A 22,915-nucleotide genomic window follows, 5' to 3' on the forward strand; every position below is an offset into this window, starting at 1 on the left:
CTGGCAAAGCTGCACCTGCGGCACATGGTCGGCGGGCATTCGGAGCGGGTGAGCGACGAAGTGGTGCTGCGTTTCGAATTCCCGGAGCGGCCGGGCGCGCTGTTCAACTTTCTGAACAAGCTGGGGGGGAAATGGAATATTTCGATGTTCCACTATCGCAACCATGGCGCCGCAGATGGCCGGGTGGTGGCGGGCCTGGTGGTGCCAGAGGATGAGCGGCATCTGGTGCCGCAGGCATTGGCGGAGATAGGTTATCCGTATTGGGACGAGACCAAGAACCCGGCGTACAAACTGTTTTTGGGGTGATGCCAGTTAGTGGTTGCCAGCGGCCCGGTGCTGTCTGACTGACGCCAGCTGCCTGTAGGAGCCGGCTTGCTGGCGAACGCGCCGGGGCAACCAATTTTTGCGGCGGATGATCAACCGCGTTCGCCAGCAAGCCGGCTCCTACAAGGTAGGTTGAGCCCTAGAGCTGCAGCAAGTCGGCGAAATGCAACCGGGTGCTACGCCTCAAACACCGCCAGAGCGCGGGACAAGCCACACGCCTACAGGGTTCACTGCGCTGGCGTTGACTCAGCCGCTGGCGCAGCGCTCGGCTCGGTGGTCGTAGCCGGTGCAGGCGTCGTGGCTGGAGCGGCCTCGGCAGGCGTTGCTGTTTCGGCCTTCAAGGGTTCCGGTTCGGCAGGTGCAGGCATCGGTTCGCTGCTATGCTCGGCAGCGGCCGCAGGCTGAGTCGCAGGGGTCGCCAATGGCGCGGGTGCCACAGGCGCGGCGGGTGCTGGCGTGGCCGGCGCTGCTGCGGCAGGTGCAGCAGCGGGTTTTTGCTCGGTCAACGCCGCCGGCTTGCCCGGCACCGGCTCAGGCATACCAAGGTCGGTCTTGGGCTTCTCTTCGATGTGCGCGGCCTTCTTCAATTCCGGCGGCAGGAAGTTTTCCACCAGCGCGAAGAAGCGATCATAGAACTTGGGCTACGCCACGGTTTCACTGGCGACCTTGACCATCGAGTCGTCTGTCGAACCAATGGGCATCGACACCGAACCCAGCACGCCCACCCCCAGGCTCGCGGAGTTGTTGACCTTCTTCAACGCATAGCGATCCTGCAGCGCGTTGGCGAACATCGTGGTCCGTTTATCGGCACTGCCGTCCGGGGCGCACACCACGTTGAAGCTGATCTCCATGTGGGTTTCGCCGGTCTGCTGGAAGCTTTTATGGCCGCTGATCACTTTGGGATCGCTGCTGGTAATGATGTAGCCCTGGCTCAGCAGCGCGCGGCGGGCCGCTTCGCAGGTGGCGGCATCCGAGACCGGGTAGTTGCGGGAGAACGTCCCGGCATCGTCGAAATTCTCATGCTCATAGACCGTCGGTTTCTTCGACGAGCAGCCTGCGGCAGCCAGCAGGGTGATCACCCAGCATGCGGTACGAAAGCTCAGTAATTTAGGCATCAAACATCCTGGGGCAATTGGTCGACTGAAAGTGGACCGGAGAAAACGCCGGTAAGTCTGCAACAAGCCTGCCATGGGATCAACGCAGAGTTTGCAACCGTATGGATACATCGAAATGGCAACTGTGCACGGGGCCTGCTCGCGTGGGCCTGTCAGGGCAGCGCGGGGTGCGCTGATAAGACCGCAACAGGATCGGAAAAGTCGCCACGCCGGGTCTGGCGTCGATCGCTCGACGGCTCCCAGCCCGGCATCCAATGCGCCTCAGACCTCGCCGTGCACCAGTTTTACGCCGAGGAATTCCAGCGCCCGCCAGTAGCCGGGGTAGGTTTTGCCGACGCACTCCGGATCCTGAATCCGCACGCCTGCCACCTTCAAGCCGGCCAGCGCGAAACACATGGCGATGCGATGGTCGGAGTGAGTGTTGATCAAGGCATCGCTGCTGGTGCCCGCCAGACTCGGGTCAGAGGCGACCAACAGATCATCGCCTTCTACCGAGGCCAAGCCGGGCCGGACCTGGTTCAGGCCATCGTGCAGCGCCTGAACCCGATCGCATTCCTTGACCCGCAGGTTGGCCAGATCGACGAAGCGCACGGGCGTCTCGTTGAAGGCTGCCAACACCGCCAGCGTAGGAATCGCGTCCTGCATCTGTGAGCCATTGATAACCGCAGGCATCTTCGGAAACTGCGCGATCACTTCCATGGCCTTGGCGTCTGGCTGAGTGAACGCCTCCCCCGCCACGCCCAGGTCGATCTTGCCGCCCGTCAATGCCTCGGCAGCCCACAAATAGGTCGCCGCCGAAGCATCGGGCTCAATCTGGTAATCGCAGGCGGTGTACCCCGTCGGCGCAACCCGCCACAACGCGTCATCCAGCACCTCGACCTCGGCACCAAAAGCACGCATGCAGGCGATGGTCAGGTCAATGTAGCCGCGTGCACCGATTTCCTTGCCGGTCAGCGCCACTTCAATCGGCGCATCGCCACAGGCTGCCACCATCAACAGCGCAGAGACGTACTGACTCGACAGGCCACCGTCGATTTCGAACCGTGTGGCAGTGATCGAACCCGTCCCGTGCACCACGACCGGAGGGCAACCGGTGGCGCTTTCCGCGTTCAGGCCGCCTTTGCGCAAGGCCTCCAGCAACGGGCCGATCGGGCGCTTCTGCATGTAGTGATCGCCGTCGAGCGTGACGGTGCCGTTCACCGTGCACACCGCCGCTGTCAGGAACCGCACCGCCGTCCCGGCATTACCGAGGAACAACGCGTCTCGGGGTGCCTCTAGATGCCCGCTGCTGGTGACGACGAAACTGGTGTCGTCTGGCTCATCGATGGTTACGCCCATCTGCCGCAGGGCATTGGACATGTGCCGGGTGTCGTCGCTTTTCAGCGCACCGCGCAAGTGGCTGGTGCCCTTGGCGAGGGCAGCCAGGAGCAGCGCGCGGTTGGTGATGGACTTCGAGCCGGGCGGCGACACATGGCCTGTCAGCGGTACGCCCGGCGGGATGACAGTGATGGTTTGGTTCATGCCCATGGTCCAGCTCTCCAAATTCGAAATCAGGCACCGCACAGCGCCGCGTTAACAGCCGGCGATGATGGCATTTATCGCCGAGCTCTGCAGCATCCAGCGCCACAGGCGAAGCTTTCGCCAAATCGCAGGCACAAAAAAAGCGATCCTGGGATCGCTTTCTCTGTTGCTTCGAGGAGTTCAAGGGCCTCGAAGCTATGTATGGCGCAGCGGACGGGACTCGAACCCGCGACCCCCGGCGTGACAGGCCGGTATTCTAACCGACTGAACTACCGCTGCTTGTCGCACAGACTTTCATCTGCTTAACGCTGTTGGAACCGACCCTTGGGCCTGCTCCGTAAAACACTGACCGAAAACCTTGGCTTTCAATCTCAAACCGGGAAAACCCGATTCGGAAAATATGGCGCAGCGGACGGGACTCGAACCCGCGACCCCCGGCGTGACAGGCCGGTATTCTAACCGACTGAACTACCGCTGCGCATTGCGTGGACTTTCGTCCTGCTGAATCTCAGTAACATTCAACACGTACAGCGTTTAATGCAGCTTTTAAGCACTCAACGATGGTGGGTGATGACGGGATCGAACCGCCGACCCTCTGCTTGTAAGGCAGATGCTCTCCCGGCTGAGCTAATCACCCTTGCTTCGCTGAGGCCGCGAAATTTACGCAGGTGACGAACCTAAGTCAATAGCCTGCTTGAAGTTTTTTTCAAAAGAGCCATTTTTGGCAGGAAGCGTGAAGCTGCACATCAGGAACAAAAAAGCGAGCCCCGAGGCTCGCTTTCTTGTTCAGGCACTTGCTTACAATGCAGCCAGACCCCGCGCGAGATCCGCCTGCAGGTCAGCAACGTCTTCCAGTCCTACCGCGACGCGGATCAGGCTGTCACGAATGCCGGCGGCCTCACGTTCTTGCGGCGACAGCCGACCGTGGGACGTGGTGCTCGGATGGGTGATGGTGGTCTTGGTGTCGCCCAGGTTGGCGGTAATCGAGATCAGCCGCGTGGCATCGATGAAACGCCATGCGCCGTCCTTGCCACCCTTGACCTCAAAGCTCACCACCGCCCCAAACGCCTTTTGTTGACGCTTGGCCAGCCCATGCTGCGCGTGACTCTCGAGACCGGAGTAATGCACCTTCTCGATGCCCTCCTGCCGTTCGAGCCACTGCGCCAGCTCAAGGGCGCTCTGGCAATGGGCACGCATGCGGATGTTCAGGGTTTCGAGGCCCTTGAGGAACAGCCAGGCGTTGAACGGGCTCAGGCTCGGGCCCGCGGTGCGCAGGAAGCCCACCACTTCTTTCATCAGTTCGCTGCGACCGACCACCACGCCACCCATGGCGCGGCCCTGACCGTCGATGAACTTGGTTGCCGAGTGCACGACCACGTCTGCACCCATGCGCAGCGGTTGCTGCAGGGCCGGTGTGCAGAAGCAGTTATCGACCACCAGCAGCGTGCCCTTGGCGTGGGCGATTTCCGCCAGGGCATTGATGTCAACCAGCTCCGCCAACGGGTTGGAGGGCGACTCGACAAACAACATTTTGGTATTCGGTTTGATCGCCGCTTCCCAGCCGGACAATTCGGCGAGGGGGACGTAATCGACCTCGACCCCGAAGCGCTTGAAGTACTTTTCAAACAGACTGATGGTCGAACCGAACACGCTTTTCGACACGAGCACATGGTCGCCGGCGCTGCAGAAGCTCATCACCGTGGCGAGGATGGCGGACATCCCGGTGGACGTCGCCACTGCCTGCTCGCCGCCTTCCAGTGCTGCCATGCGCTCTTCGAACGAGGCCACGGTCGGGTTGGTGTAGCGCGAATAGACGTTGCCGGGGATTTCTCCGGCGAAGGTCGCGGCCGCCTCGGCTGCCGTACGGAACACGTAGCTGGACGTGAAAAACAGTGGATCGCTGTGCTCGCGTTCCGGCGTGCGGTGCTGACCGGCACGAACCGCGAGGGTGTCGAAACCGACGCCCTCGAGATCGCTGTCCAGTCGACCGGCATCCCATTCCTGAGTCATGCCGCCTGCTCCTTGTCTGGATTAGTTGTTGTACAGATCGATGATCGCGCTCACCGCCTGAGTCTTGACCTTGGAGGCGTCGTTGCGAGCCTGCTCGATCTTGTTCAGGTAATGCTCGTCGATATCACCGGTCACGTACTTGCCGTCGAAGACCGAGCAGTCAAAATTGTCGATCTTGATCTTTTTGCTGCCACTCACCGCCTCGATCAGGTCATTCAAGTCCTGATAGACCAGCCAGTCGGCACCGATGAGGTCGGCCACGTCCTGGGTGGAACGGTTGTGAGCGATCAGCTCGTGGGCACTCGGCATGTCGATGCCGTAGACGTTGGGGAAGCGCACGGCCGGGGCCGCGGAACAGAAATACACGTTCTTGGCGCCGGCTTCACGGGCCATCTGGATGATCTGCTTGCACGTGGTGCCGCGAACGATGGAGTCGTCCACCAGCATTACGTTCTTGCCACGGAATTCCAGTTCGATCGCGTTGAGCTTCTGGCGCACGGATTTTTTCCGCGCGGCCTGGCCCGGCATGATGAAGGTGCGGCCGATGTAGCGGTTCTTGACGAAGCCTTCGCGGAACTTCACGCCCAGGTGGTTAGCCAGTTCCAGCGCCGCCGTGCGGCTGGTGTCCGGAATCGGGATGACAACGTCGATGTCGTGATCAGGACGCTCGCGCAGGATCTTGTCCGCCAGCTTCTCGCCCATGCGCAGACGCGCCTTGTAGACCGAGATGCCGTCGATGATCGAATCCGGACGCGCCAGGTAGACGTGCTCGAAGATGCACGGGGCGTATTTCGGGTTAGTGGCGCACTGACGGGTGTGCAGCTTACCGTCTTCGGTGATGTACACCGCTTCGCCCGGGGCGAGGTCACGAATCAGGGTGAAACCGAGCACGTCCAGGGAAACGCTCTCGGACGCGATCATGTACTCGACGCCTTCGTCGGTGTGACGCTGACCGAAGACGATCGGGCGGATGGCGTCCGGGTCGCGGAAACCGACGATGCCGTAACCGGTGATCATCGCCACGACCGCGTAACCGCCACGGCAGCGCTTATGCACGTCGGCGACGGCAGCGAAGATGTCTTCTTCGGTCGGCTGCAACTTGCCGCGCACAGCCAGCTCGTGGGCGAACACGTTGAGCAGGACTTCGGAGTCGGAGTTGGTGTTGACGTGGCGCAGGTCGGATTCGAAAATCTCCTTGGCCAACTGCTCGACGTTGGTCAGATTGCCGTTGTGCGCCAGGGTGATGCCGTAAGGCGAGTTGACGTAGAACGGCTGGGCTTCGGCGGAAGTGGAGCTGCCCGCCGTTGGATAACGTACGTGACCAATGCCCATGTGCCCGATCAGACGCTGCATATGGCGCTGGTGGAACACATCACGCACCAGACCGTTGTCCTTGCGCAGAAACAACCGGCCGTCATGGCTGGTCACGATACCGGCAGCGTCCTGGCCGCGGTGCTGGAGGACGGTGAGCGCGTCATAAAGCGCCTGATTGACGTTCGACTTGCCGACGATACCGACGATGCCACACATGCGACACAACCCCTACTTAGTGGAACTGGATTTACCGAACACTTCCGGCGGCGTTGTAGGCGGCAGGAGGTGATCCTTGAACGGGATGTCAACAGGTACGCTGACTCCGCTGGCGAGCCACTTGCTGGACATCCCGAGAATCAGGTTTTTCGACCAGTCAGCGACCATGACAAATTGCGGGAGCAGCCTTGACTGCTGCCACCATTGATCCTGTTGCACCGGGCCCAGGCTCAACAGCCCGACCGCGACGACAACCAGCAAGGCTCCGCGCGCCGCGCCGAAGACCATGCCCAGAAAACGATCGGTCCCGGACAGCCCGGTGACGCGAATCAGTTCTCCAATCAGAAAGTTGACCATGGCGCCGACCAGCAGCGTGGCGACGAAAAGAATGGTGCAGCCCGCAATCACGCGCGCCGAAGGTGCTTCGATGTAGTTGACCAGATACTGGGCCAGCGAGCCGCCAAACATCCAGGCGACGGCACCTGCGATGATCCACGTCAGCAAGGACAGTGCTTCTTTGACGAAGCCGCGCTTGAGACTGATCAAAGCGGAGATGGCGACAATTGCAATGATCGCCCAGTCAACCGGAGTAAATGACACGTCGCAGCCTACAGACTGATAAGGCGGCGGATTTTAGCAGAGCACTCGCCTGCCGGTAAGCAGCGATTGCGGATGAAGGGCAATTAAGGCGAACTATTGGACTTTGTTTAAGGTCGAGGCGAGTTAAACCCGAAATGGAGGGTGTCAGATCCGACCCCTTCCCTAGTAGGACCGGCTTTAGCCGGGAAGGCGGCAGTTGCCACACCGCGAAATCGAGGGTGGTTGATCCGGCCTCTTCCCGGCTAAAGCCGGTCCTACAAAGGAAGGCGCCCGGGCAGACGCAACGGAACTTACTTACGCTCCGGCTGGAAACGCACGACGATGCCTTTGATTTTCTGCTGTTTTTCCAGCGTGTCGCGCAGACGATCCGCCTCGGCGCGCTCGATCACCGGTCCAACGAAGACACGGTTCACGCCATCGGAAGTGCGGATATAGGCGTTGTAGCCTTGAGTGCGCAGCGTCTTCTGCAGATTGTCGGCATTGGTACGGTTGGACAGGCTCGCCAGTTGCACCGACCATGTGACCGACAGACCATTGGCATCAACCCGGCTGGTTTCAGCCGCCGATGTGACAGGCGCTGGCGCTTGAGCCGGTGCAGGTGTCGCCGCCGGAGCAGGTTTCGCGGGCGCGGTCTGAACGGGCTTCGGTGCGGCAGCCACAGGCTTGGAAGGCGCGGGCGCAATGGGCATGGCAGGCGGCTGCTGGCTGGTGCGCTGTTGAACGGGCTGAGCAGGATGGGCGGACTGAGCAGGCTGCGTCAGTTCGTCATCGGTCGGCACCGGTTCCTGGGGCAATGGCTGCTGTTCAGGCACGCTGACCGGCTCAACCTTGATCTGCGAGGTGGCCGGCGCTTGCGGAGCGGCAGGCGCATCGACTTGCACACGGCGGGCTTCGTCTTGACGCGAAAACAGCATCGGCAGAAAAATCACCGCGATGGCAATCAGCACCAATGCCCCAACCATGCGCTGTTTGTACGCTTTATCCAGCAAAGCCATGTGTCACTTCCTCCGTGACGCGCCAGCAAGCCATTCCAGGGCCTCGGCTACGCAGTAAAAAGACCCGAACAGAACAATCTCGTCGTCGGCTGTCGCGTGGGCGCACTGAGCTTCAAGTGCCAGCGCGATACTCGGGTGAGACGTCACGCGAGCGCCAAGGTTCTGCAACGCCTGTTCGATCTCTTGCGCCGGACGACTGCGTGGCGTTGGCAGCGGTGCCACGGCCCAGCTGCTGAACGTGTCGCTCAACTGCGCCAGTACGCCTGGCAGGTCTTTGTCACTGAGCAGACCGAACACCGCCAGCCGCTTGCCCGCCACCGGTCGCTGATTCAGGCGTTGGGCGAGAAACGTTGCCGCATGGGGGTTATGGCCGACATCCAGCAGAAGGCTCAGCGATTTGCCCTGCCAGTCGATGCTGCGACGATCAAGTCGCCCGGTGACGCGCGTATTGACGAGCGCATCGCGAAGGGTCGCCTCATCCCACGGCAATTCCAGCAGCAGATAGGCCTGCAGCGCCAGAGCCGCGTTTTGCATGGGCATGTCGAGCAACGGCAACGAACTCAGCTCGACTTTTCGGCCGCTTGAGTCGGTACCCGACCAGTCCCACCCCGCCGCGCCGATCCGCAGATCGAAATCGCGACCGCGCAGCGACAGTGGGCAATTCAGTGCCTGTGCCTTGTCGAGCAGCGGCTGCGGTGGATCAAGATCGCCGCACAGCGCGGGACGTCCTTCACGGAATATCCCGGCCTTCTCGAAGGCCACGGTTTCGCGGGTATTGCCCAGAAATTCTGCGTGATCGACGCCAATACTGGTGACGAGCGCCAGGTCGGCGTCGATCAGGTTGACCGTATCGAGCCGCCCGCCGAGCCCCACTTCCAGCACCACCACATCCAGCCCGGCCTGCCCGAACAGCCAGAACGCCGCCAGCGTGCCCATTTCGAAATAGGTCAGGCTAATGTCGCCCCGGCCACGCTCGACCACCTCGAACGCCGCGCAGAGCTCGGCGTCGCTGGCTTCAACGCCCTGCACCTGCACACGCTCGTTGTAGCGCAGCAGGTGAGGCGAGCTGTAAACGCCGACCTTCAGGCCCTGGGCTTGCAATAGAGAAGCAACGAATGCGCAGGTCGAGCCCTTGCCGTTGGTGCCGGTGACCGTGATCACTTTCGGCGCCGGCCGGGTCAGGCCCATCTGCGTCGCCACTTGCTGCGAACGCTCCAGCCCCATGTCGATGGCCGACGGGTGCAACTTTTCCAGGTAGCTGAGCCAGTCGCTCAAAGAGCGTGCGGTCATAGGTTCGCCGGAGCCGGTGGCACAACGATCGGCTCAAGCTTTGGCGCCACAAATGTCGGCGTCGGCAGCCCCATCATCTGCGCCAGCACATTACCCAGACGCTGACGCAGTTCCTGACGGTGGATGATCATGTCGATAGCGCCGTGGTCGAGCAGGAATTCGCTGCGCTGGAAGCCTTCCGGCAGCTTCTCGCGAACGGTCTGCTCGATCACGCGAGGGCCGGCGAAGCCGATCAGGGCCTTGGGCTCGGCGACAATGATGTCGCCCAGCATCGCGAGGCTGGCGGAAACGCCACCGTAGACCGGGTCGGTCAGCACGGAGATGAACGGCAGGCCCTCTTCACGAAGACGCGCCAGGACGGCCGAGGTCTTGGCCATCTGCATCAGCGAGATCAGCGCTTCCTGCATGCGCGCGCCGCCGGATGCAGCGAAGCAGATCATCGGGCAGCGGTTTTCCAGCGCATAGTTGGCGGCTTGCACAAAGCGCTCACCCACGACCGCTCCCATCGAGCCGCCCATGAAGGAGAACTCGAATGCACTGCACACCACCGGCATGCCCAGCAGGGTACCGCTCATGGAAATCAGCGCGTCCTTTTCACCGGTCTGCTTCTGTGCCGCGACCAGTCGATCCTTGTACTTCTTGCCGTCGCGGAATTTCAGACGGTCCACCGGCTCCAGATCAACGCCGATCTCCTGACGGCCTTCGGCGTCCAGGAAGATATTCAGACGGGCACGGGCGCCAATGCGCATGTGGTGGTTGCACTTCGGGCAGACGTCCAGGGTCTTTTCCAGCTCCGGGCGATACAGCACCGCTTCGCAGGACGGGCACTTGTGCCACAGACCCTCGGGTACCGAGCTCTTCTTGACCTCGGAACGCATGATCGAAGGGATCAGTTTGTCTACCAACCAGTTGCTCATGCTTTCTTTCTCCAGTACCGATGGCTCGAACGCGATGGCAGTCGGTGCCATGCGCATGCCCTTAAACCAATGTCATATAAGGTGCTGCGAAATGCCGTACAACGATCGGCGCGAAGCCTGACCAGCCGAACCTACACTCACGAACACCACTCTCAACTTCCATCACGAGACGCAAGACGTCTTCGCTCAATCAATTCGGCCACGCGTATCAGCGCATGGCAGGCTAGTGGACGGCGACCGTTGGTCCTCCGTCACATCACAGCCGATGTTGCCGGACAACTGCCTAGGCGCCGTGTACTGCGCTCATGAACGCACGGATCTTGTCGTGATCCTTCAGGCCTTTGGATTTTTCCACCCCGCCGCTCACGTCAACCGCGTAGGGATGCACCTGCGCGATGGCCTGAGAAACGTTGGCCGAGGTCAGGCCACCGGCGAGAATCACCGGCTTGCTCAAGTGTTTTGGAATCAGCGCCCAATCGAAGGTTTCCCCCGTCCCGCCCGGGATACCGGCGACGTAGGTGTCGAGCAGGATGCCGCAGGCGTTGGCGTAGGCATCGCAGGTGGCCACGATGTCATCGCCGGCCTGAACCCGCAGCGCTTTGATGTAGGGGCGGTTATAGCCTTCGCACTGCTCCGGGGTTTCATCGCCGTGAAACTGAATGAGGTCTAGGGGAACGACGTCGAGCAGCGCTTTCAAGTCAGCGCGTTCTGCATTCACGAACAGGCCAACGGTGCTGACGAAGGGTGGCAGCGCAGCGACGATCGCCTGGGCCTGCTCAACCGTCACGAAGCGCGGGCTTGGGGGATAAAACACCAGCCCAATGGCATCGGCTCCCGCTTCTACGGCGGCCAACGCATCTTCTATGCAGGTAATCCCGCAGATCTTGCTGCGAACGGCTGACATGTAGTGGAGACCTCAAGCCTTGCGAAAGTCACGGATGGTAGCAAATGCAGTCACTCGCGTCAGCCGTCCAGTTCCGTGAAGCCGGTGAGAAAATGCGGGCCGATGTAGCGATCCGGTAATGGGAACTCGTCGCGGTATTCCACCTGAACCAGGTACAGGCCGAAAGGATGAGCTGTCACACCGCCGGTTCTTCGAACCCGACTTTCGAGCACTTCCTTCGCCCACTCGACCGGCCGCTCCCCTGCCCCGATGGTCATCAGCACACCGGCAATGTTGCGCACCATGTGATGCAGGAAAGCATTGGCGCGGACATCGATGACAATCATCTTGCCGTGGCGGGTGACGCGCAGGTGGTGGAGCTGCTTGATCGGCGACTTGGCCTGGCACTGGCCGGCGCGGAACGCACTGAAATCATGGGTGCCGACCAGATGCTCGGCGGCCAGCGCCATTCGCTCGGCATCCAGCGGACGATGGTTCCAGGTGATTTCCTGGCCCAGGTGCGCCGGGCGGATCTGATCGTTGTAGATCACGTAGCGATAGCGACGGGCGATGGCCTTGAAGCGCGCGTGAAAGTGCGCGGGCATGACCTTGGCCCAGGTCACGCTGATGTCATGGGGCAGATTGATATTGGCGCCCATGGTCCAGGCTTTCATGCTGCGCTCGGCCCGGGTGTCGAAATGCACCACCTGACCGCACGCATGAACACCCGCATCGGTGCGCCCGGCGCACATCAGCGACACCGGCGAATCCGCGACTTTCGACAGGGCATTTTCCAGCGTCTCCTGAACGGTCAGCACGCCGGTCAACTGGCGCTGCCAGCCGCTGTAGCGCGAGCCTTTGTATTCCACGCCCAGGGCGATTCTGGAAAAACCCTCGGCGGCCAGTTCGGCTGCCGCTGTTTCTGCCTCGGTGTCTGTAGTTGCCAAGAGCTTAAAGCCTGTCGATGTGCGCAAGGGCGGCCATTATACGGATCGAAAAAAAAGACGCCATCGCCAGTGGCCAACGGTTCACCCGGTGCGAAGGAGAAGCCGAAAGGCCCGCCCCGGAAACGCAAACGACCGCCGAAGCGGTCGTTTTTTGCAGCACTGAATCGGGTCAGACGAGGCGCGACAGCATGTCCCGCGCTTCGGTCTTCTGGCCATCGTCGCCTTCGGCCACCACCTCATCGAGAATGTCGCGCGCCCCATCGGCGTCGCCCATTTCGATGTAGGCCCGGGCGAGGTCCAGCTTGGTGGCCGCTTCGTCGGTACCCGAGAGGAAGTCGAATTCAGGCTCGTCATCCGCCAGCAGCGCGTCGTCTTCGGTGAAACGAGGCGATGCGTCCACAGGCTTGTCCAACGGCGTGTCGAACGGCTTGGCGATCGGCGGCTGCTCCAGGCTCTGGGAAAGACGGTCCAGCTCGGCATTGACGTCGTCGATCTCGGACGCGAACGCCTCGGACGCTTGCTCAGTTTCCATCTCGTCAGCCAGCGAAAGATCGAAATCGGCCGGCAACTCGATGTCATCTTCCAGCCCGGGCTGGGTTGCGCCCAAGGCTGCAGGCTGTTCGAACGGAGGCAGATCACGCAGATCGTCTTCCATCCCCAGCAGGTAATCGTCTTCAGCCTTCAGCGCCGGCTGATCTTCCGCCAGATTGAGGTCGAAATCGTCCAGATCGGCCGGTTCGGCGGCGCCGGATGTCGCCTGCTGCTCACGCAGAATCGCGTCGAAGTCCAGGTCATCAGACGCCGATGCGGCAAATGGCGCGTCCAGGTCAAGATCGTCCAGGGCAGCGTTGTCCTGCGCGGCAGCACGGTTCGGCGCCGCAGCAGGCGATTCGCTGTCCAGATCATCCAGGCTCAAATCAAAGGCGTTGTCGAACTCTTCGTCCAGCGGCACTTCGGTCACCGTTTCGGCAGCCAGGGCAGGCTGCGCGACGACTTCAGGCTCGTCGTGAAGCAGCTCTTCAACGTACTTGGCGTCCATTTCCGCCGCCAAAGCCGCCGCCGCTGCCACACCCGCTACCGCCGCAGCTGCTGCCGCCATGGAGGGATAGCGGGATTTCAGCTCTTCGACTTCAGCGTGGTTCTTTCCCGTGGCCACCAGTTGCCGCTCCTGCGCGACAAACCCGGATTTGTTGTCCTGCTCGGCATAGACTTCCATGAGCTTGAGACGCAAATCGCTGCGCTGTGGCTCGTGCTTGATGGCGTCTTCGAGAACCGCAGCGGCCTGATTGGTGCGGCCGTATGCGATATGGATTTCGGCTTGAACGAGCGCGTCAGCCGGGTGTTCGCGGACCGGCTCGGCGACGGTCGGCGCCGGCGGCGTCTTTGCGTGGGGCGCCGGCGCCTCCAGGCCTTCGAAGCTGCTGGCAGGCATGTCCATGTCGGACGCGAAGTCCGATTCTTCGGACAATGCCCGCGCCATCTGACGGTGCCGCTCGGCTTCGATCAGCGCATTGCGTCGGCGAGCCAGAAGCAACAGAAGCAGCAGCAACACCAACAGTGCGCCGCCACCGATCAGGCCCATGAGCACCGGGCTGGCGAGAATCTTGTCGAGGGCGCTACGGTTGTCTTCATCGACCACCGGCTCAGTCGGGACAATCAGCGCTTGATCAGGGGTTGCGCTGGTGACCGCCGCCCCATCAACCGGCAATGCGTCTTCGGGGGCGATTTCATTGGGTGCCTTGCCTGCGACATCAGGCGCTGCCGTGTTCGGCACCACCTGGGCCTGCATCGCCGGGTTGGCGGCATTATTTGGATTGGTCACGCTGTTGGGGCTGACAGCGGGGTTGGCAGGATTGGCGGCATCAATGGGCGGTGGAACCGCTGCGCCGGACGCCTGCATCTTGGCCAGTTGGTCATTCTTCAGCTGAATCAGACGCTGCAGTTTGTCGACCTGGCTTTGCAGGTCGGTCATGCGGCTCTTCAGCTCGGCATTGTCCCGGCGGGTGGTATCCAGGCTTTCCTGGGTGGTCGCCAGCTGGTTGCTGATATCGGCATTGTCGCCCGCCTTGCCTTTCGCACCCGCCTTGTTGGCAGAGACGAGGCTGAGATTGTCCTTGGCGTCGATCTGCGACGGCGCTGACCCGGCGCGGTCACGACGGGTCGCATCGACCTGACGCGCGCCGCTCGGCAGGCGTCGGCCTTCGCGCCAGGCACGATTCTGCTCGGCCACTTCAGCCACTGCGCGCGGCTGCGCCAGCGCTGTTGATTCCTGGGGCGACGGCAGACGCAACACCTGGCCTTTTTTCAGGCGGTTGATGTTGCCGGCGATAAAGGCATCAGGGTTCAACGCCTGAATCGCCAGCATGGTCTGCTGCACAGTGCCGCCATTTTTCACGCGTGCGGCAATTTCCCACAGCGTGTCGTTATTGGCGGTGGTGTATTGGGTGAACTTGGGTTCCGGCGCCGGCGCTGGAGCGGGCGTCGGAGGCGTAGCGGCCGGTGCCTCGGCGGCGGGCGCCGGGGCAGGTGCGGCGCTCGGTGCCGTCGAAGGCAGTTGAGCGGCGGCCGCAGCGGCTTGCGGCGAGAATTTCGGCGGGTCCAGTAACAGGCTGTACTCGCGCAGCGCACGGCCATTGGGCCAGAGCACTTGAACGAGGAACTTCACATACGGGTCGCGGATGGGTTTGGTGGAGGTGATGCGCAGAACGCTCTTGCCGCCAGGATTGACGACCGGGGTAAAGGTCAGGTCATCCAGGATCGCCACCCGGCCCACGCCGGCCTGAGCGAATTCCGCAGACGTCGCCAGACTCGGCACCACCTGAGAGGCATTGAGGTCCTGCACTTCCGTCAGCTCGATTTCGGCCAACAGCGGCTGATTCAGGGTCGACTTCACGGTCAGACCGCCGAGACCGAGCGCTTGGGCCATTCCCGATGACAGCGCCGACGCCGCAGCGATTGCTAAAACGAGTTTACGAACCTGAACCATAGCCCATCCCTTGTTTGAAATTTCCCCGGCAATCGCGAAGATAATGCCTGCTCGGGTGTAGGGCGTATCAACACGCCGCAGCTAGAATGATTCTTCGAATTGTGGGCAAGTATCTTTTACACAACGTCTTTTATCAACAACTCAGCCACCTGCACAGCGTTCAACGCCGCGCCCTTGCGCACATTATCCAGTGTGACCCAGAAATTCAGTTCACAAGCGTCGTCGACGCCCCCGCGCAAACGTCCTACATAGACAGCATCCTGTCCAACCGCGTCGCCCACCGGCGTAGGGTAATCGCCGGCCTCAACCAGCTCGATGCCTTCGGCAATTTCAAGCGCAGCATTGACCGCCTTGATGTCGACCGGCTCGCGGGTCTGCACCGACACGCTCAGACTGTCGCCGAAGAATACCGGCACCTGGATGCAACTCACGCCGACCTTCATTAAAGGCAGCGAGAGCAACTCGCGCAACTCGCTGACCAAACGTTTTTCCAGTGGCACATGACCTTCTGCGTCAGGCTTGCCCGCTTGGGCCAGTACGTTGAAGGCCATCTGCCGATCAAACACCTTCGGCTCCAATGGGCGAACGTTGAGCAGCTCGGCGGTTTGCCGGGCCAATTCGGTAACCCCTTCGCGGCCCATGCTCGACACCGCCAGGCACGCCGTCACGGTGATCCGATCGATGTTCAGCAGCGCGCGCAATGGCGCCAGCACCAGCGCGAGGGCGGCGGCGCTGGAACTTGGACAGGCCACCTGCTGCGGTTTGGCCAGATCAACCAGGCGGGCGCCATTGACCTCGGGCACCACGTTCGGCGCCTGCTCCACGGACAATCCGGCAGACAGGTCGATCACCACACAACCGGCGGCCGTGGCGCGCTCGGAGTAGCTGCGCGTCACGGCGGCGCCTGCTGCGAAGAAGGCAATCCTGGCCTTGTTGAAATCAAACGCGTCGACTTCACGCACGCGGACGTTCTTGCCACGGTACGGCACCGAACTGCCGGCCGACTCGACGCTGGCGAGCAGGTGTAAATCGCCGACCGGGAAGTCGCGCTCTTCAAGAATCTGGACGATGGTTTCGCCGACAGTACCGGTGGCGCCGATCACGGCGATATCAAAGGACTGACTCATGGAAAAACCTCAGGAAAAATCGGGGGGCGGCACTGTAACTGCCCGGTGAAAGTCAGGCAATTAACCGCAAGCTCATAGCCGGATGGAAAGGGAACGATCAGGGCTCAAGGCCAATGGGAAAGAACTCGCCACCGCTCCACACCCCCAGCCAGCGCTGGCCGTCGATTTCACGCACCACAGCAAGGTCCACCAGCTGATAGAAGACGTTACGGTGGATCAGCGCTTCGAGGTTGTTGCGCACATGAACGTAGGGCGCTGGCTCCTGTGTCTGCGGATCGAGGTCGATACGCAACGGGTGATCAGCCCCCGCCTCCACCACGTCTTCGACGTTGGTGGTGAACCGCAGCAACTGCGACTCCCCGCTGCCCTCAACCTCCAGCAGCACCGCCACAAAAGGGGCGTCGTCGACCTTGATGCCAACTTTCTCGACCGGGGTGATCAGAAAGTAATCGTCGCCGTCGCGGCGAATGATGGTGGAAAACAACCTGACCATCGGCTTGCGACCTATGGGCGTGCCCAGATAGAACCAGGTGCCATCGCGGGCGATGCGCATGTCGATGTCACCGCAGAAATCCGGGTTCCACAGGTGCACCGGCGGCAAGCCCTTGCCGCTCTTGGCAATCTGGGCCAACAGATCGTTGGCTTTGTCCTGCCCACTCATACGCCACTCCTCAGCGGGCTTCGACGCCCAGCAAACCCCGAGCGTAAGCTTCCATCGGGGGTCCTAGCAAATCCTCGGGCTTGGTGTCGTACAAAGTCAGCAGGCCACCGCGGAGGTGAATGCGTGCCGAATCGATGAGATAGCGGGTGTTGGTTTCGATCAGCATCAATTGTATGACGCCGTTGTCGATGCCAAGACGATCTACCGCTTCCTGGTCCGACCACTCGTCAGACGTACCGATGCGGTCATCAGCCCTGGCGAAACGCGTGTACAGCAGATAGTGCGCGCCGGCGGCCCGGGCCTCGTTCATCGCGTCATCCAGACCTTCCGGGGCGCGAGCGCGGCGGACCATAGGGAAGTATTCGATAAAACCGTTGAAGGCTTCTTCGGCCACGACATTGGGACGCGGGTAGGCGCCGCCCCGGGGAGCAAAGGCGCCTTGGGCGATATAGATGAACGAGTCAGGTTGCACGCGAAAGTTGTTCAACCGGCGGGTCGAACTGTGATCCAGCAGCCCGGCGTCGCTGAGCTCATCGTGAGCGCCTTGTGCAAGATCGCTGACGTGCATGCAGCCACTCAACGCCAGTAGAGCCAGCAGTAAAACCAGGCTACGCATTTTTATCTCCAAAGTCCGGCGACGGAAAACCGGCGAATGGCCGGTTAATGCAGCTTTTGCGCCATGTCGGACTTGGAGAAGGTTTAGCTTGCTGAATCGAGTGTGGTTAAGGCGTTTTATTCGGCAGCCGGATCGGGCCGAGAGTCGAGTCGGGCCTCGGGCTTGGCCTCGTGCGTATGATCGATATCGCGCTTGCGCTTGTTGCCCATGCGCACGCCGATGTCCATCAGGAACTGGAAGAAACCTTCCTGATCCTCAAGGACATTGCTCCAGAAAGGCGAGTGGTACAACGCCACCGCGCCGTGCACCAGTGCCCAGGCGGCGCAGTAATGGAAGTACGGAGGCACGTCTTCAAGCTTGCCTTCGGAAATCCGGCCTTTGATCAGCAAGGTCAGGTGTTCGAAGTTCGAGGCGCGGATCTTGTGCAGCTCTTCAACCAGCTCCGGCACCTGATTGCCTTTGACGACTTTCTCTTCCAGCCGGTCAAACAGGCGATAACGCTGTGGGTCGCGCATGCGGAATTCAAAGTAGGCACGGGACAGCGCTTCCTTGTCTTTGTCAACATCCGCCGAATGCAACAGCTCGTTCAAATCACGCTCGTAGTCGAGCATCAGGCGCAGGTAGATCTCTGCCTTGGATTTGAAATGCTTATAGATCGTGCCTTTGCCGATACCCACGGCGTCCGCGATCATCTCGACGGTGACGCTGTCTTCGCCCTGTTCGAGGAACAGCTTGAGCGCGGTGTCGAGAATCTCCTGCTCACGGCGGCGAAACTCACGGACTTTACGAGGTTCTTTCTGCATAGGAGGAGGACTGTGGGTTCGAAATAGGAGCGGCACATTATGCCTATCCCGCCGCAGAATGCACGGATCATCCGACCTGTATCCGTTTTCTGACGAAATTAGCGGCCAGCAGGCAAAAAGGAAACGCGCGGGGCCGAGTCAGTCTTCATTTTTGGCGGGATGGGGTGGGCGGTCAAGAATTCGGGGCATCAGTGGGATTGCGGTATCAGCAGCGCGTCAGGTATTCCAAAACTGTTTAAAAATCGTACAGGGCGCGGCTGGACGCCTGCGGATTATAGCCAATACTTATATTCGCCAACGCAGCATCTCCCCCAAGTGCCAGCGTCGGTAAGGACACCAAAGGATAGTGTGTCTTTGTTTTACTCCTAATGGTCTTAACCCGGATTCACCCCCCAGAACCCGGGTTTTTTTTGCCTGCGATTCAGTGAGCGCCGGGGGCTTGGCAAGCATCGCTATGCAGGAAGGATCAGCCTTTGACGCGCGCCAGCGGGAACAGCCGCTTGAAGTTCTCGCTGGTCTGCTCGGCGAAACGCTCGTAGGTCTCGCCGCGCAGCATCGCCAGAAACTCGGCCACCTCACGCACGTACTGAGGCAGGTTCGGCTTGCCTCGATACGGGATAGGCGCCAGGTACGGCGAGTCGGTTTCGACCAGCAGACGGTCGGCGGGCACTTTGCTGGCGACATCCCGCAGCGCATCGGCGTTGCGGAAGGTGACGATGCCGGACAGCGAGATATAGAACCCCAGATCCAGCGCGGCCCTGGCCATGTCCCAGTCTTCGGTGAAGCAATGCAGCACGCCGGCTTGAGGCAGCGCGGCCTCCCGCAACAGCGCCAGCGTGTCGGCCCGCGCTCCGCGAGTATGGACAATCACCGGCTTGCCGGTCACGTTGGCCGCTTGCAGATGAAGCCGGAACGAGGCTTGTTGCAACTCGGCCGCCTCAGGTTCGTAGTGATAATCCAGCCCGGTTTCGCCGATGGCCACGACGCGCGGATGATTCAGCTCGCCGAGCAACCACTCCAGCGCTGGCGCCTCGCCGGGCTTGAGGTCCAGCGGGTGTATGCCGACCGAGCAATCGACGTCGTCGTAGCGGTCGGCGAGGGCCTTCACGGCGCCGGCGTTTTCGGCGCTGACGCCGATGCACAGAAAGTGCCCGACGCCCCGCTCTCTCGCCGCTTGCAGGGCGTTGTCTAGGGAGCCGTCGTGGGCGCTGAGGTCGAGGCGGTCAAGGTGGCAATGGGAATCTACAAGCATGGCGGCGGGGCAACTTACATCGTATGGGTAGGACGGTCGGATTTCAGCGCTCCGGCCAGGTAATTTTCAATCATGTTGCGCGCGGTGTTGTCGCCGTCGTTGAACTGCACGCCAACGCCAGCAGCACGGTTGCCTTGAGCGCCCTTCGGCGTGATCCAGGTGACCTTGCCCGCGACCGGAATCTTTTCAGGCTCGTCCATCAGGTTGAGCAACATGAACACTTCATCGCCCAGCTTGTAGCTTTTGCTGGTGGGAATGAACAGGCCGCCGTTTTTAATGAACGGCATGTACGCGGCGTACAGGACGGACTTGTCCTTGATGGTCAGGGACAGGATGCCGTTACGTGGACCTGGACTCAGTGGCACGCTCATCTCGTTTCCTCAGGCAATGCATGATGTCATGCAGATGGCCAGTCTAACCCTGTCCGGTCAGGCCTGCCCACTGCACCAATAATGCTTCGAGCAACAAAACCCGGTTCAGGTTCGCTTTTGACATGACCTTCTGGCGTTGCAGCAGCACCCAGTCCTGAATCGCCAGCACATTGCGCTGGGACGATTTCTGCGCGAGATACTGCACGACCTTGCGCATGTCAGTCAGGCCCAGGCCTTCTTCGTCCTGGGTCAGTTGATAGCGCAGGATCAGGCTCGACCAGTCGCAGAACCAGTCGAACAGCAACAACAGCGGAATATCTTTCCAGCCTTCGGCCAGTTGGGTTGGCGACTGCTGGCCCTTGAGCAGCTTTTTAACGCCATCCACCACCAGCGCCCGTTGCTCATGAACACCCTGGGCGTGCAGCTTGACCGCCACCAGGGGCGAACCGGCCGCGAGGGTCAGCAACTCAACGCGTTCCTGCTCGGTGCAGTCGGGCAGCGCATCGGCCAGCCAGGCGATGCTCATGGCGTCGCTGGGCAGCGGACATGCCTGTTGCACACAACGGCTCTTCACCGTGGGCAGCAGCCGACTCGGTTGATGGCTGACCAGCAACAGAATGGTGTTGCCCGAAGGCTCTTCCAGACTTTTCAGCAGGGCGTTGGCAGCGTTGATATTCATCGACTCGACCGGCTCGATCAACACTACCTTGCGCCCGCCCATCTGCGCGGTCTGCACCACGAAGCTGACCAGATCGCGCACCTGATCGACCTTGATCGCCTTGTCGGCCTCTTCAGGCTCCAGCACGTAATGGTCAGGGTGACTGCCGGCCGCCAGCAGTGAGCAGGATTTGCATTGGCCGCACGCTTCAAGGCCTGCCGGGCGTTGGCACAGCAGCAGGTACATCAAACGCTCGGCCAGCGCCCGCTTGCCGATACCGGCCGGGCCGTGCAGCAGATAGGCGTGAGCATGTTGCTTGCGGCCTGCCAGTTGCTGCCACAGACCGTGCTGCCAGGGGTAAGCCTCAGCCATGCCGGCGAGCCGCCAGCAGCGTTATCAAATCGGGAACCAGCACATCAAGGGATGCCTGGACTTCGGTCAGCGCCAGTGACGCGTCCACCAGGCGATAACGCTCGGGGGCCGCAGCCGCGCGGGACAGGTACGTACTGCGCACGGCGTCGAAAAACGCTCGGCCCTCTTGCTCGAAACGGTCGAGCTGACCACGGGCGGACGCACGGGCCAGGCCGATCTCGATGGGCAGATCGAACACCAGGGTCAGATCCGGACGCAGCGTGCCCTGGACGAAATCTTCCAGCACAGCAATGCGTTCGATGGGCAGGCCACGGCCGCCTCCCTGATACGCGTACGTGGCATCAGTGAATCGGTCACAAAGCACCACGGCGCCCCGCGCCAGCGCCGGGCGAATCAGGGCGGCGAGGTGTTGCGCGCGGGCGGCGAACATCAGCAGCAGCTCGGTATCGACGAACATCTGCTCGTCACCCGGCGTCAACAGCAGTTCGCGGATTCGCTCGGCCAATGGCGTCCCGCCAGGTTCGCGGGTCAGGACGACATCAATGCCCTCGCTGCGCAGGCGCTCGGCCAGGTAGTCGCGGTTGGTGCTTTTGCCGGCGCCTTCGGGGCCTTCAAGGGTGATAAACAAACCGGTCACGGGCAGTCCTTGGTCAGATTCATGGCGAGTGTGCTCGCGGTTGTCATTTGCCGGGGTCATTGGCTGGGTTCGACGGCGCCGCAGCGTCTGTCTGCGGTTTCGGCGGCGGCTCGGTCGCGGCCGGCTCTGCGCCCTTGCTCTCTTCAGGCCTGGACTCTTCGGACTTGAGCTCTGTCGGCTGCGGACCAGTACGTTGCGGATCTGGGGGCTGCTGCTCGGACGCGGGCTTATCCACGGCATCCACAGGCTGCGCCGGTACAACCACAGGTGCAGGACTGGACCGGTAATCCGCGCGACGCTTGAGCTGGAACTCCTTGACCGCCGCGTTATGCGCATCCAGATCGGCGGAGAATACGTGACTGCCGTCCCCTCTCGCCACAAAGTACAGGCTGTTACCAGCCACCGGGTGCATCGCCGCATGGATCGCTTCACGCCCGACCATGGAGATGGGGGTCGGCGGCAAACCGGAGATGACATAGGTGTTATACGGCGTAGGCTCTTTCAGCAACGCCCGGGTGATCTTGCCGTTGTACCGCTCGCCGAGGCCGTAAATGACCGTCGGATCGGTCTGCAGCAACATGCCCTGCTGCAAGCGACGCACGAACACGCCGGCAATCTGGCCGCGCTCCTGAGGCACGCCGGTTTCCTTTTCCACCAGCGACGCCATGATCAGTGCCTGATAGGGATCGGTGTACGGCACATCGGCAGCGCGTTTCTCCCATTCTTCCTGGAGCACTTCGTCCAGGCGGTTGTAGGCTTGTTTCAGCAGCTCGATGTCGGTCATGCCGCGCACGTAGCGATAGGTGTCCGGAAAAAAACGGCCTTCGGGGAACACGTCCGGATGCCCAAGCCTGGCCATCAACTCGGTGTCACTGAGATCGCTCACCGTTTGCTCCAGCTTGACCTGTTTGGCCAGCGCCGCGCGCACCTGACGGAATGTCCAGCCCTCCACCAGGGTGACGCTGTACTGAACCACCTCACCTTTTTGCCAGAGATCGAGCAGCGACTCGGCGTTCATGCCGGGCGCCATGCGGTATTCGCCACTGTGCAGCGACTGGCCCTGGAGATTGAAGCGCCAATAGAGCCGCAGCCAGAACGCATCCTTGATGACGCCGTCGGCTTGCAGCCGATTCAGCACGCCGGTGGGGGAAGAGCCCGACGGCACATCCAGCAGCTTTTCCTGGGTCAGATTGAGGGGCTGTTGCAGCGCGCTGTTCTGCTGCCAATAAGCCACACCCAGCAACAGCCCCGCCAGAACCACACCTGTTTCCAGCAAGACGAGTAATTTTCGGATCACGAA

Annotated in this window: 18 protein-coding genes, 3 tRNA genes and 3 pseudogenes; 1 reads left to right on the forward strand and 23 read right to left on the reverse strand. The window is 61.5% G+C overall.

What is annotated here, in order from left to right:
- A pseudogene (locus EC919_RS26710) lies at positions 1-306 on the forward strand (threonine ammonia-lyase, biosynthetic); the annotation flags it as partial.
- 245 nt (positions 307-551) lie between these two features.
- On the opposite strand, the pseudogene EC919_RS26715 reads toward EC919_RS26710, so the two are convergent.
- The 23 genes and pseudogenes from EC919_RS26715 to mltG form a co-directional block, all read right to left on the reverse strand.
- A pseudogene (locus tag EC919_RS26715) lies at positions 552-1,439 on the reverse strand (DUF2242 domain-containing protein).
- A gap of 261 nt (positions 1,440-1,700) precedes the next feature.
- On the reverse strand, positions 1,701-2,966 hold the full coding sequence (gene aroA, locus EC919_RS26720) for a 3-phosphoshikimate 1-carboxyvinyltransferase (RefSeq protein ID WP_133777362.1): 1,266 nt from the start codon (positions 2,964-2,966) through the stop codon (positions 1,701-1,703).
- A gap of 196 nt (positions 2,967-3,162) precedes the next feature.
- A tRNA-Asp gene (locus tag EC919_RS26725) sits at positions 3,163-3,239 on the reverse strand.
- A gap of 122 nt (positions 3,240-3,361) precedes the next feature.
- Positions 3,362-3,438 (reverse strand) — tRNA-Asp (locus EC919_RS26730).
- An 83-nt stretch (positions 3,439-3,521) separates the two neighbouring features.
- Positions 3,522-3,597 (reverse strand) — tRNA-Val (locus EC919_RS26735).
- A 161-nt stretch (positions 3,598-3,758) separates the two neighbouring features.
- Positions 3,759-4,970: an O-succinylhomoserine sulfhydrylase gene (locus EC919_RS26740; protein WP_133777364.1), complete on the reverse strand. Its 1,212-nt coding sequence runs from the start codon at positions 4,968-4,970 to the stop codon at positions 3,759-3,761.
- A 21-nt stretch (positions 4,971-4,991) separates the two neighbouring features.
- Positions 4,992-6,500 (reverse strand): amidophosphoribosyltransferase, encoded by a 1,509-nt coding sequence (gene purF, locus EC919_RS26745; protein WP_133777366.1) that lies wholly within the window; start codon positions 6,498-6,500, stop codon positions 4,992-4,994.
- 12 nt (positions 6,501-6,512) lie between these two features.
- The gene (locus EC919_RS26750) at positions 6,513-7,100 is read right to left on the reverse strand and encodes a CvpA family protein (protein ID WP_037011737.1); all 588 of its coding nucleotides are present in this window, start codon (positions 7,098-7,100) and stop codon (positions 6,513-6,515) included.
- Between the two features lie 290 nt (positions 7,101-7,390).
- A complete protein-coding gene (locus EC919_RS26755; protein ID WP_133777368.1) occupies positions 7,391-8,095 on the reverse strand; it encodes an SPOR domain-containing protein in 705 nt (234 codons plus the stop codon).
- Positions 8,079-9,385: pseudogene (folC, locus tag EC919_RS26760) on the reverse strand (bifunctional tetrahydrofolate synthase/dihydrofolate synthase). The gene EC919_RS26755 and the pseudogene folC overlap by 17 nt, the downstream one beginning before the upstream one ends.
- On the reverse strand, positions 9,382-10,302 hold the full coding sequence (gene accD / locus EC919_RS26765; protein WP_133777423.1) for an acetyl-CoA carboxylase, carboxyltransferase subunit beta: 921 nt from the start codon (positions 10,300-10,302) through the stop codon (positions 9,382-9,384). The pseudogene folC and the gene accD overlap by 4 nt, the downstream one beginning before the upstream one ends.
- Before the next feature lie 283 nt (positions 10,303-10,585).
- On the reverse strand, positions 10,586-11,206 hold the full coding sequence (locus tag EC919_RS26770) for a phosphoribosylanthranilate isomerase (protein WP_133777372.1): 621 nt from the start codon (positions 11,204-11,206) through the stop codon (positions 10,586-10,588).
- A gap of 59 nt (positions 11,207-11,265) precedes the next feature.
- Positions 11,266-12,090: a tRNA pseudouridine(38-40) synthase TruA gene (truA, locus tag EC919_RS26775; RefSeq protein ID WP_133777425.1), complete on the reverse strand. Its 825-nt coding sequence runs from the start codon at positions 12,088-12,090 to the stop codon at positions 11,266-11,268.
- A gap of 211 nt (positions 12,091-12,301) precedes the next feature.
- Positions 12,302-15,118 carry a FimV/HubP family polar landmark protein gene (locus EC919_RS26780; protein WP_133777374.1) on the reverse strand — a complete coding sequence of 939 codons (2,817 nt, stop codon included), beginning with the start codon at positions 15,116-15,118 and terminating at the stop codon, positions 12,302-12,304.
- Positions 15,119-15,234: 116 nt separating this feature from the next.
- Complete coding sequence (locus EC919_RS26785) at positions 15,235-16,245, reverse strand: aspartate-semialdehyde dehydrogenase (protein ID WP_133777376.1); 1,011 nt, start codon at positions 16,243-16,245, stop codon at positions 15,235-15,237.
- Positions 16,246-16,342: 97 nt separating this feature from the next.
- Positions 16,343-16,906: a DUF1285 domain-containing protein gene (locus EC919_RS26790; RefSeq protein WP_133777378.1), complete on the reverse strand. Its 564-nt coding sequence runs from the start codon at positions 16,904-16,906 to the stop codon at positions 16,343-16,345.
- 10 nt (positions 16,907-16,916) lie between these two features.
- Entirely contained in the window at positions 16,917-17,522 is a 606-nt protein-coding gene (locus tag EC919_RS26795) for a DUF4823 domain-containing protein (protein ID WP_133777380.1), read from the reverse strand.
- Positions 17,523-17,638: 116 nt separating this feature from the next.
- The gene (locus EC919_RS26800) at positions 17,639-18,325 is read right to left on the reverse strand and encodes a TetR/AcrR family transcriptional regulator (RefSeq protein WP_166650642.1); all 687 of its coding nucleotides are present in this window, start codon (positions 18,323-18,325) and stop codon (positions 17,639-17,641) included.
- A 466-nt stretch (positions 18,326-18,791) separates the two neighbouring features.
- Complete coding sequence (locus EC919_RS26805) at positions 18,792-19,577, reverse strand: TatD family hydrolase (protein ID WP_133777382.1); 786 nt, start codon at positions 19,575-19,577, stop codon at positions 18,792-18,794.
- A gap of 14 nt (positions 19,578-19,591) precedes the next feature.
- Positions 19,592-19,948: a PilZ domain-containing protein gene (locus EC919_RS26810; protein ID WP_037011754.1), complete on the reverse strand. Its 357-nt coding sequence runs from the start codon at positions 19,946-19,948 to the stop codon at positions 19,592-19,594.
- Between the two features lie 43 nt (positions 19,949-19,991).
- Positions 19,992-20,978 carry a DNA polymerase III subunit delta' gene (locus EC919_RS26815; protein ID WP_133777384.1) on the reverse strand — a complete coding sequence of 329 codons (987 nt, stop codon included), beginning with the start codon at positions 20,976-20,978 and terminating at the stop codon, positions 19,992-19,994.
- Positions 20,971-21,615: a dTMP kinase gene (gene tmk / locus EC919_RS26820; protein ID WP_133777386.1), complete on the reverse strand. Its 645-nt coding sequence runs from the start codon at positions 21,613-21,615 to the stop codon at positions 20,971-20,973. The genes EC919_RS26815 and tmk overlap by 8 nt, the downstream gene beginning before the upstream one ends.
- 43 nt (positions 21,616-21,658) lie before the next feature.
- The gene (gene mltG, locus EC919_RS26825) at positions 21,659-22,912 is read right to left on the reverse strand and encodes an endolytic transglycosylase MltG (protein ID WP_133777388.1); all 1,254 of its coding nucleotides are present in this window, start codon (positions 22,910-22,912) and stop codon (positions 21,659-21,661) included.
- Positions 22,913-22,915: the final 3 nt, after the last annotated feature.

The organism is Pseudomonas graminis (assembly GCF_004364335.1).
Classification (GTDB): Bacteria; Pseudomonadota; Gammaproteobacteria; order Pseudomonadales; family Pseudomonadaceae; genus Aquipseudomonas; species Aquipseudomonas graminis_D.

Coding starts and splice junctions, on each gene's coding strand:
- aroA (WP_133777362.1), bottom strand. CDS start 2,966: ATGGGCATGAACCAAACCATCACTGTCATCCCGCCGGGCGTACCGCTG.
- EC919_RS26740 (WP_133777364.1), bottom strand. CDS start 4,970: ATGACTCAGGAATGGGATGCCGGTCGACTGGACAGCGATCTCGAGGGC.
- purF (WP_133777366.1), bottom strand. CDS start 6,500: ATGTGTGGCATCGTCGGTATCGTCGGCAAGTCGAACGTCAATCAGGCG.
- EC919_RS26755 (WP_133777368.1), bottom strand. CDS start 8,095: ATGGCTTTGCTGGATAAAGCGTACAAACAGCGCATGGTTGGGGCATTG.
- accD (WP_133777423.1), bottom strand. CDS start 10,302: ATGAGCAACTGGTTGGTAGACAAACTGATCCCTTCGATCATGCGTTCC.
- EC919_RS26770 (WP_133777372.1), bottom strand. CDS start 11,206: ATGTCAGCCGTTCGCAGCAAGATCTGCGGGATTACCTGCATAGAAGAT.
- EC919_RS26780 (WP_133777374.1), bottom strand. CDS start 15,118: ATGGTTCAGGTTCGTAAACTCGTTTTAGCAATCGCTGCGGCGTCGGCG.
- EC919_RS26785 (WP_133777376.1), bottom strand. CDS start 16,245: ATGAGTCAGTCCTTTGATATCGCCGTGATCGGCGCCACCGGTACTGTC.
- EC919_RS26790 (WP_133777378.1), bottom strand. CDS start 16,906: ATGAGTGGGCAGGACAAAGCCAACGATCTGTTGGCCCAGATTGCCAAG.
- EC919_RS26795 (WP_133777380.1), bottom strand. CDS start 17,522: ATGCGTAGCCTGGTTTTACTGCTGGCTCTACTGGCGTTGAGTGGCTGC.
- EC919_RS26800 (WP_166650642.1), bottom strand. CDS start 18,325: ATGCAGAAAGAACCTCGTAAAGTCCGTGAGTTTCGCCGCCGTGAGCAG.
- EC919_RS26805 (WP_133777382.1), bottom strand. CDS start 19,577: ATGCTTGTAGATTCCCATTGCCACCTTGACCGCCTCGACCTCAGCGCC.
- EC919_RS26810 (WP_037011754.1), bottom strand. CDS start 19,948: ATGAGCGTGCCACTGAGTCCAGGTCCACGTAACGGCATCCTGTCCCTG.
- EC919_RS26815 (WP_133777384.1), bottom strand. CDS start 20,978: ATGGCTGAGGCTTACCCCTGGCAGCACGGTCTGTGGCAGCAACTGGCA.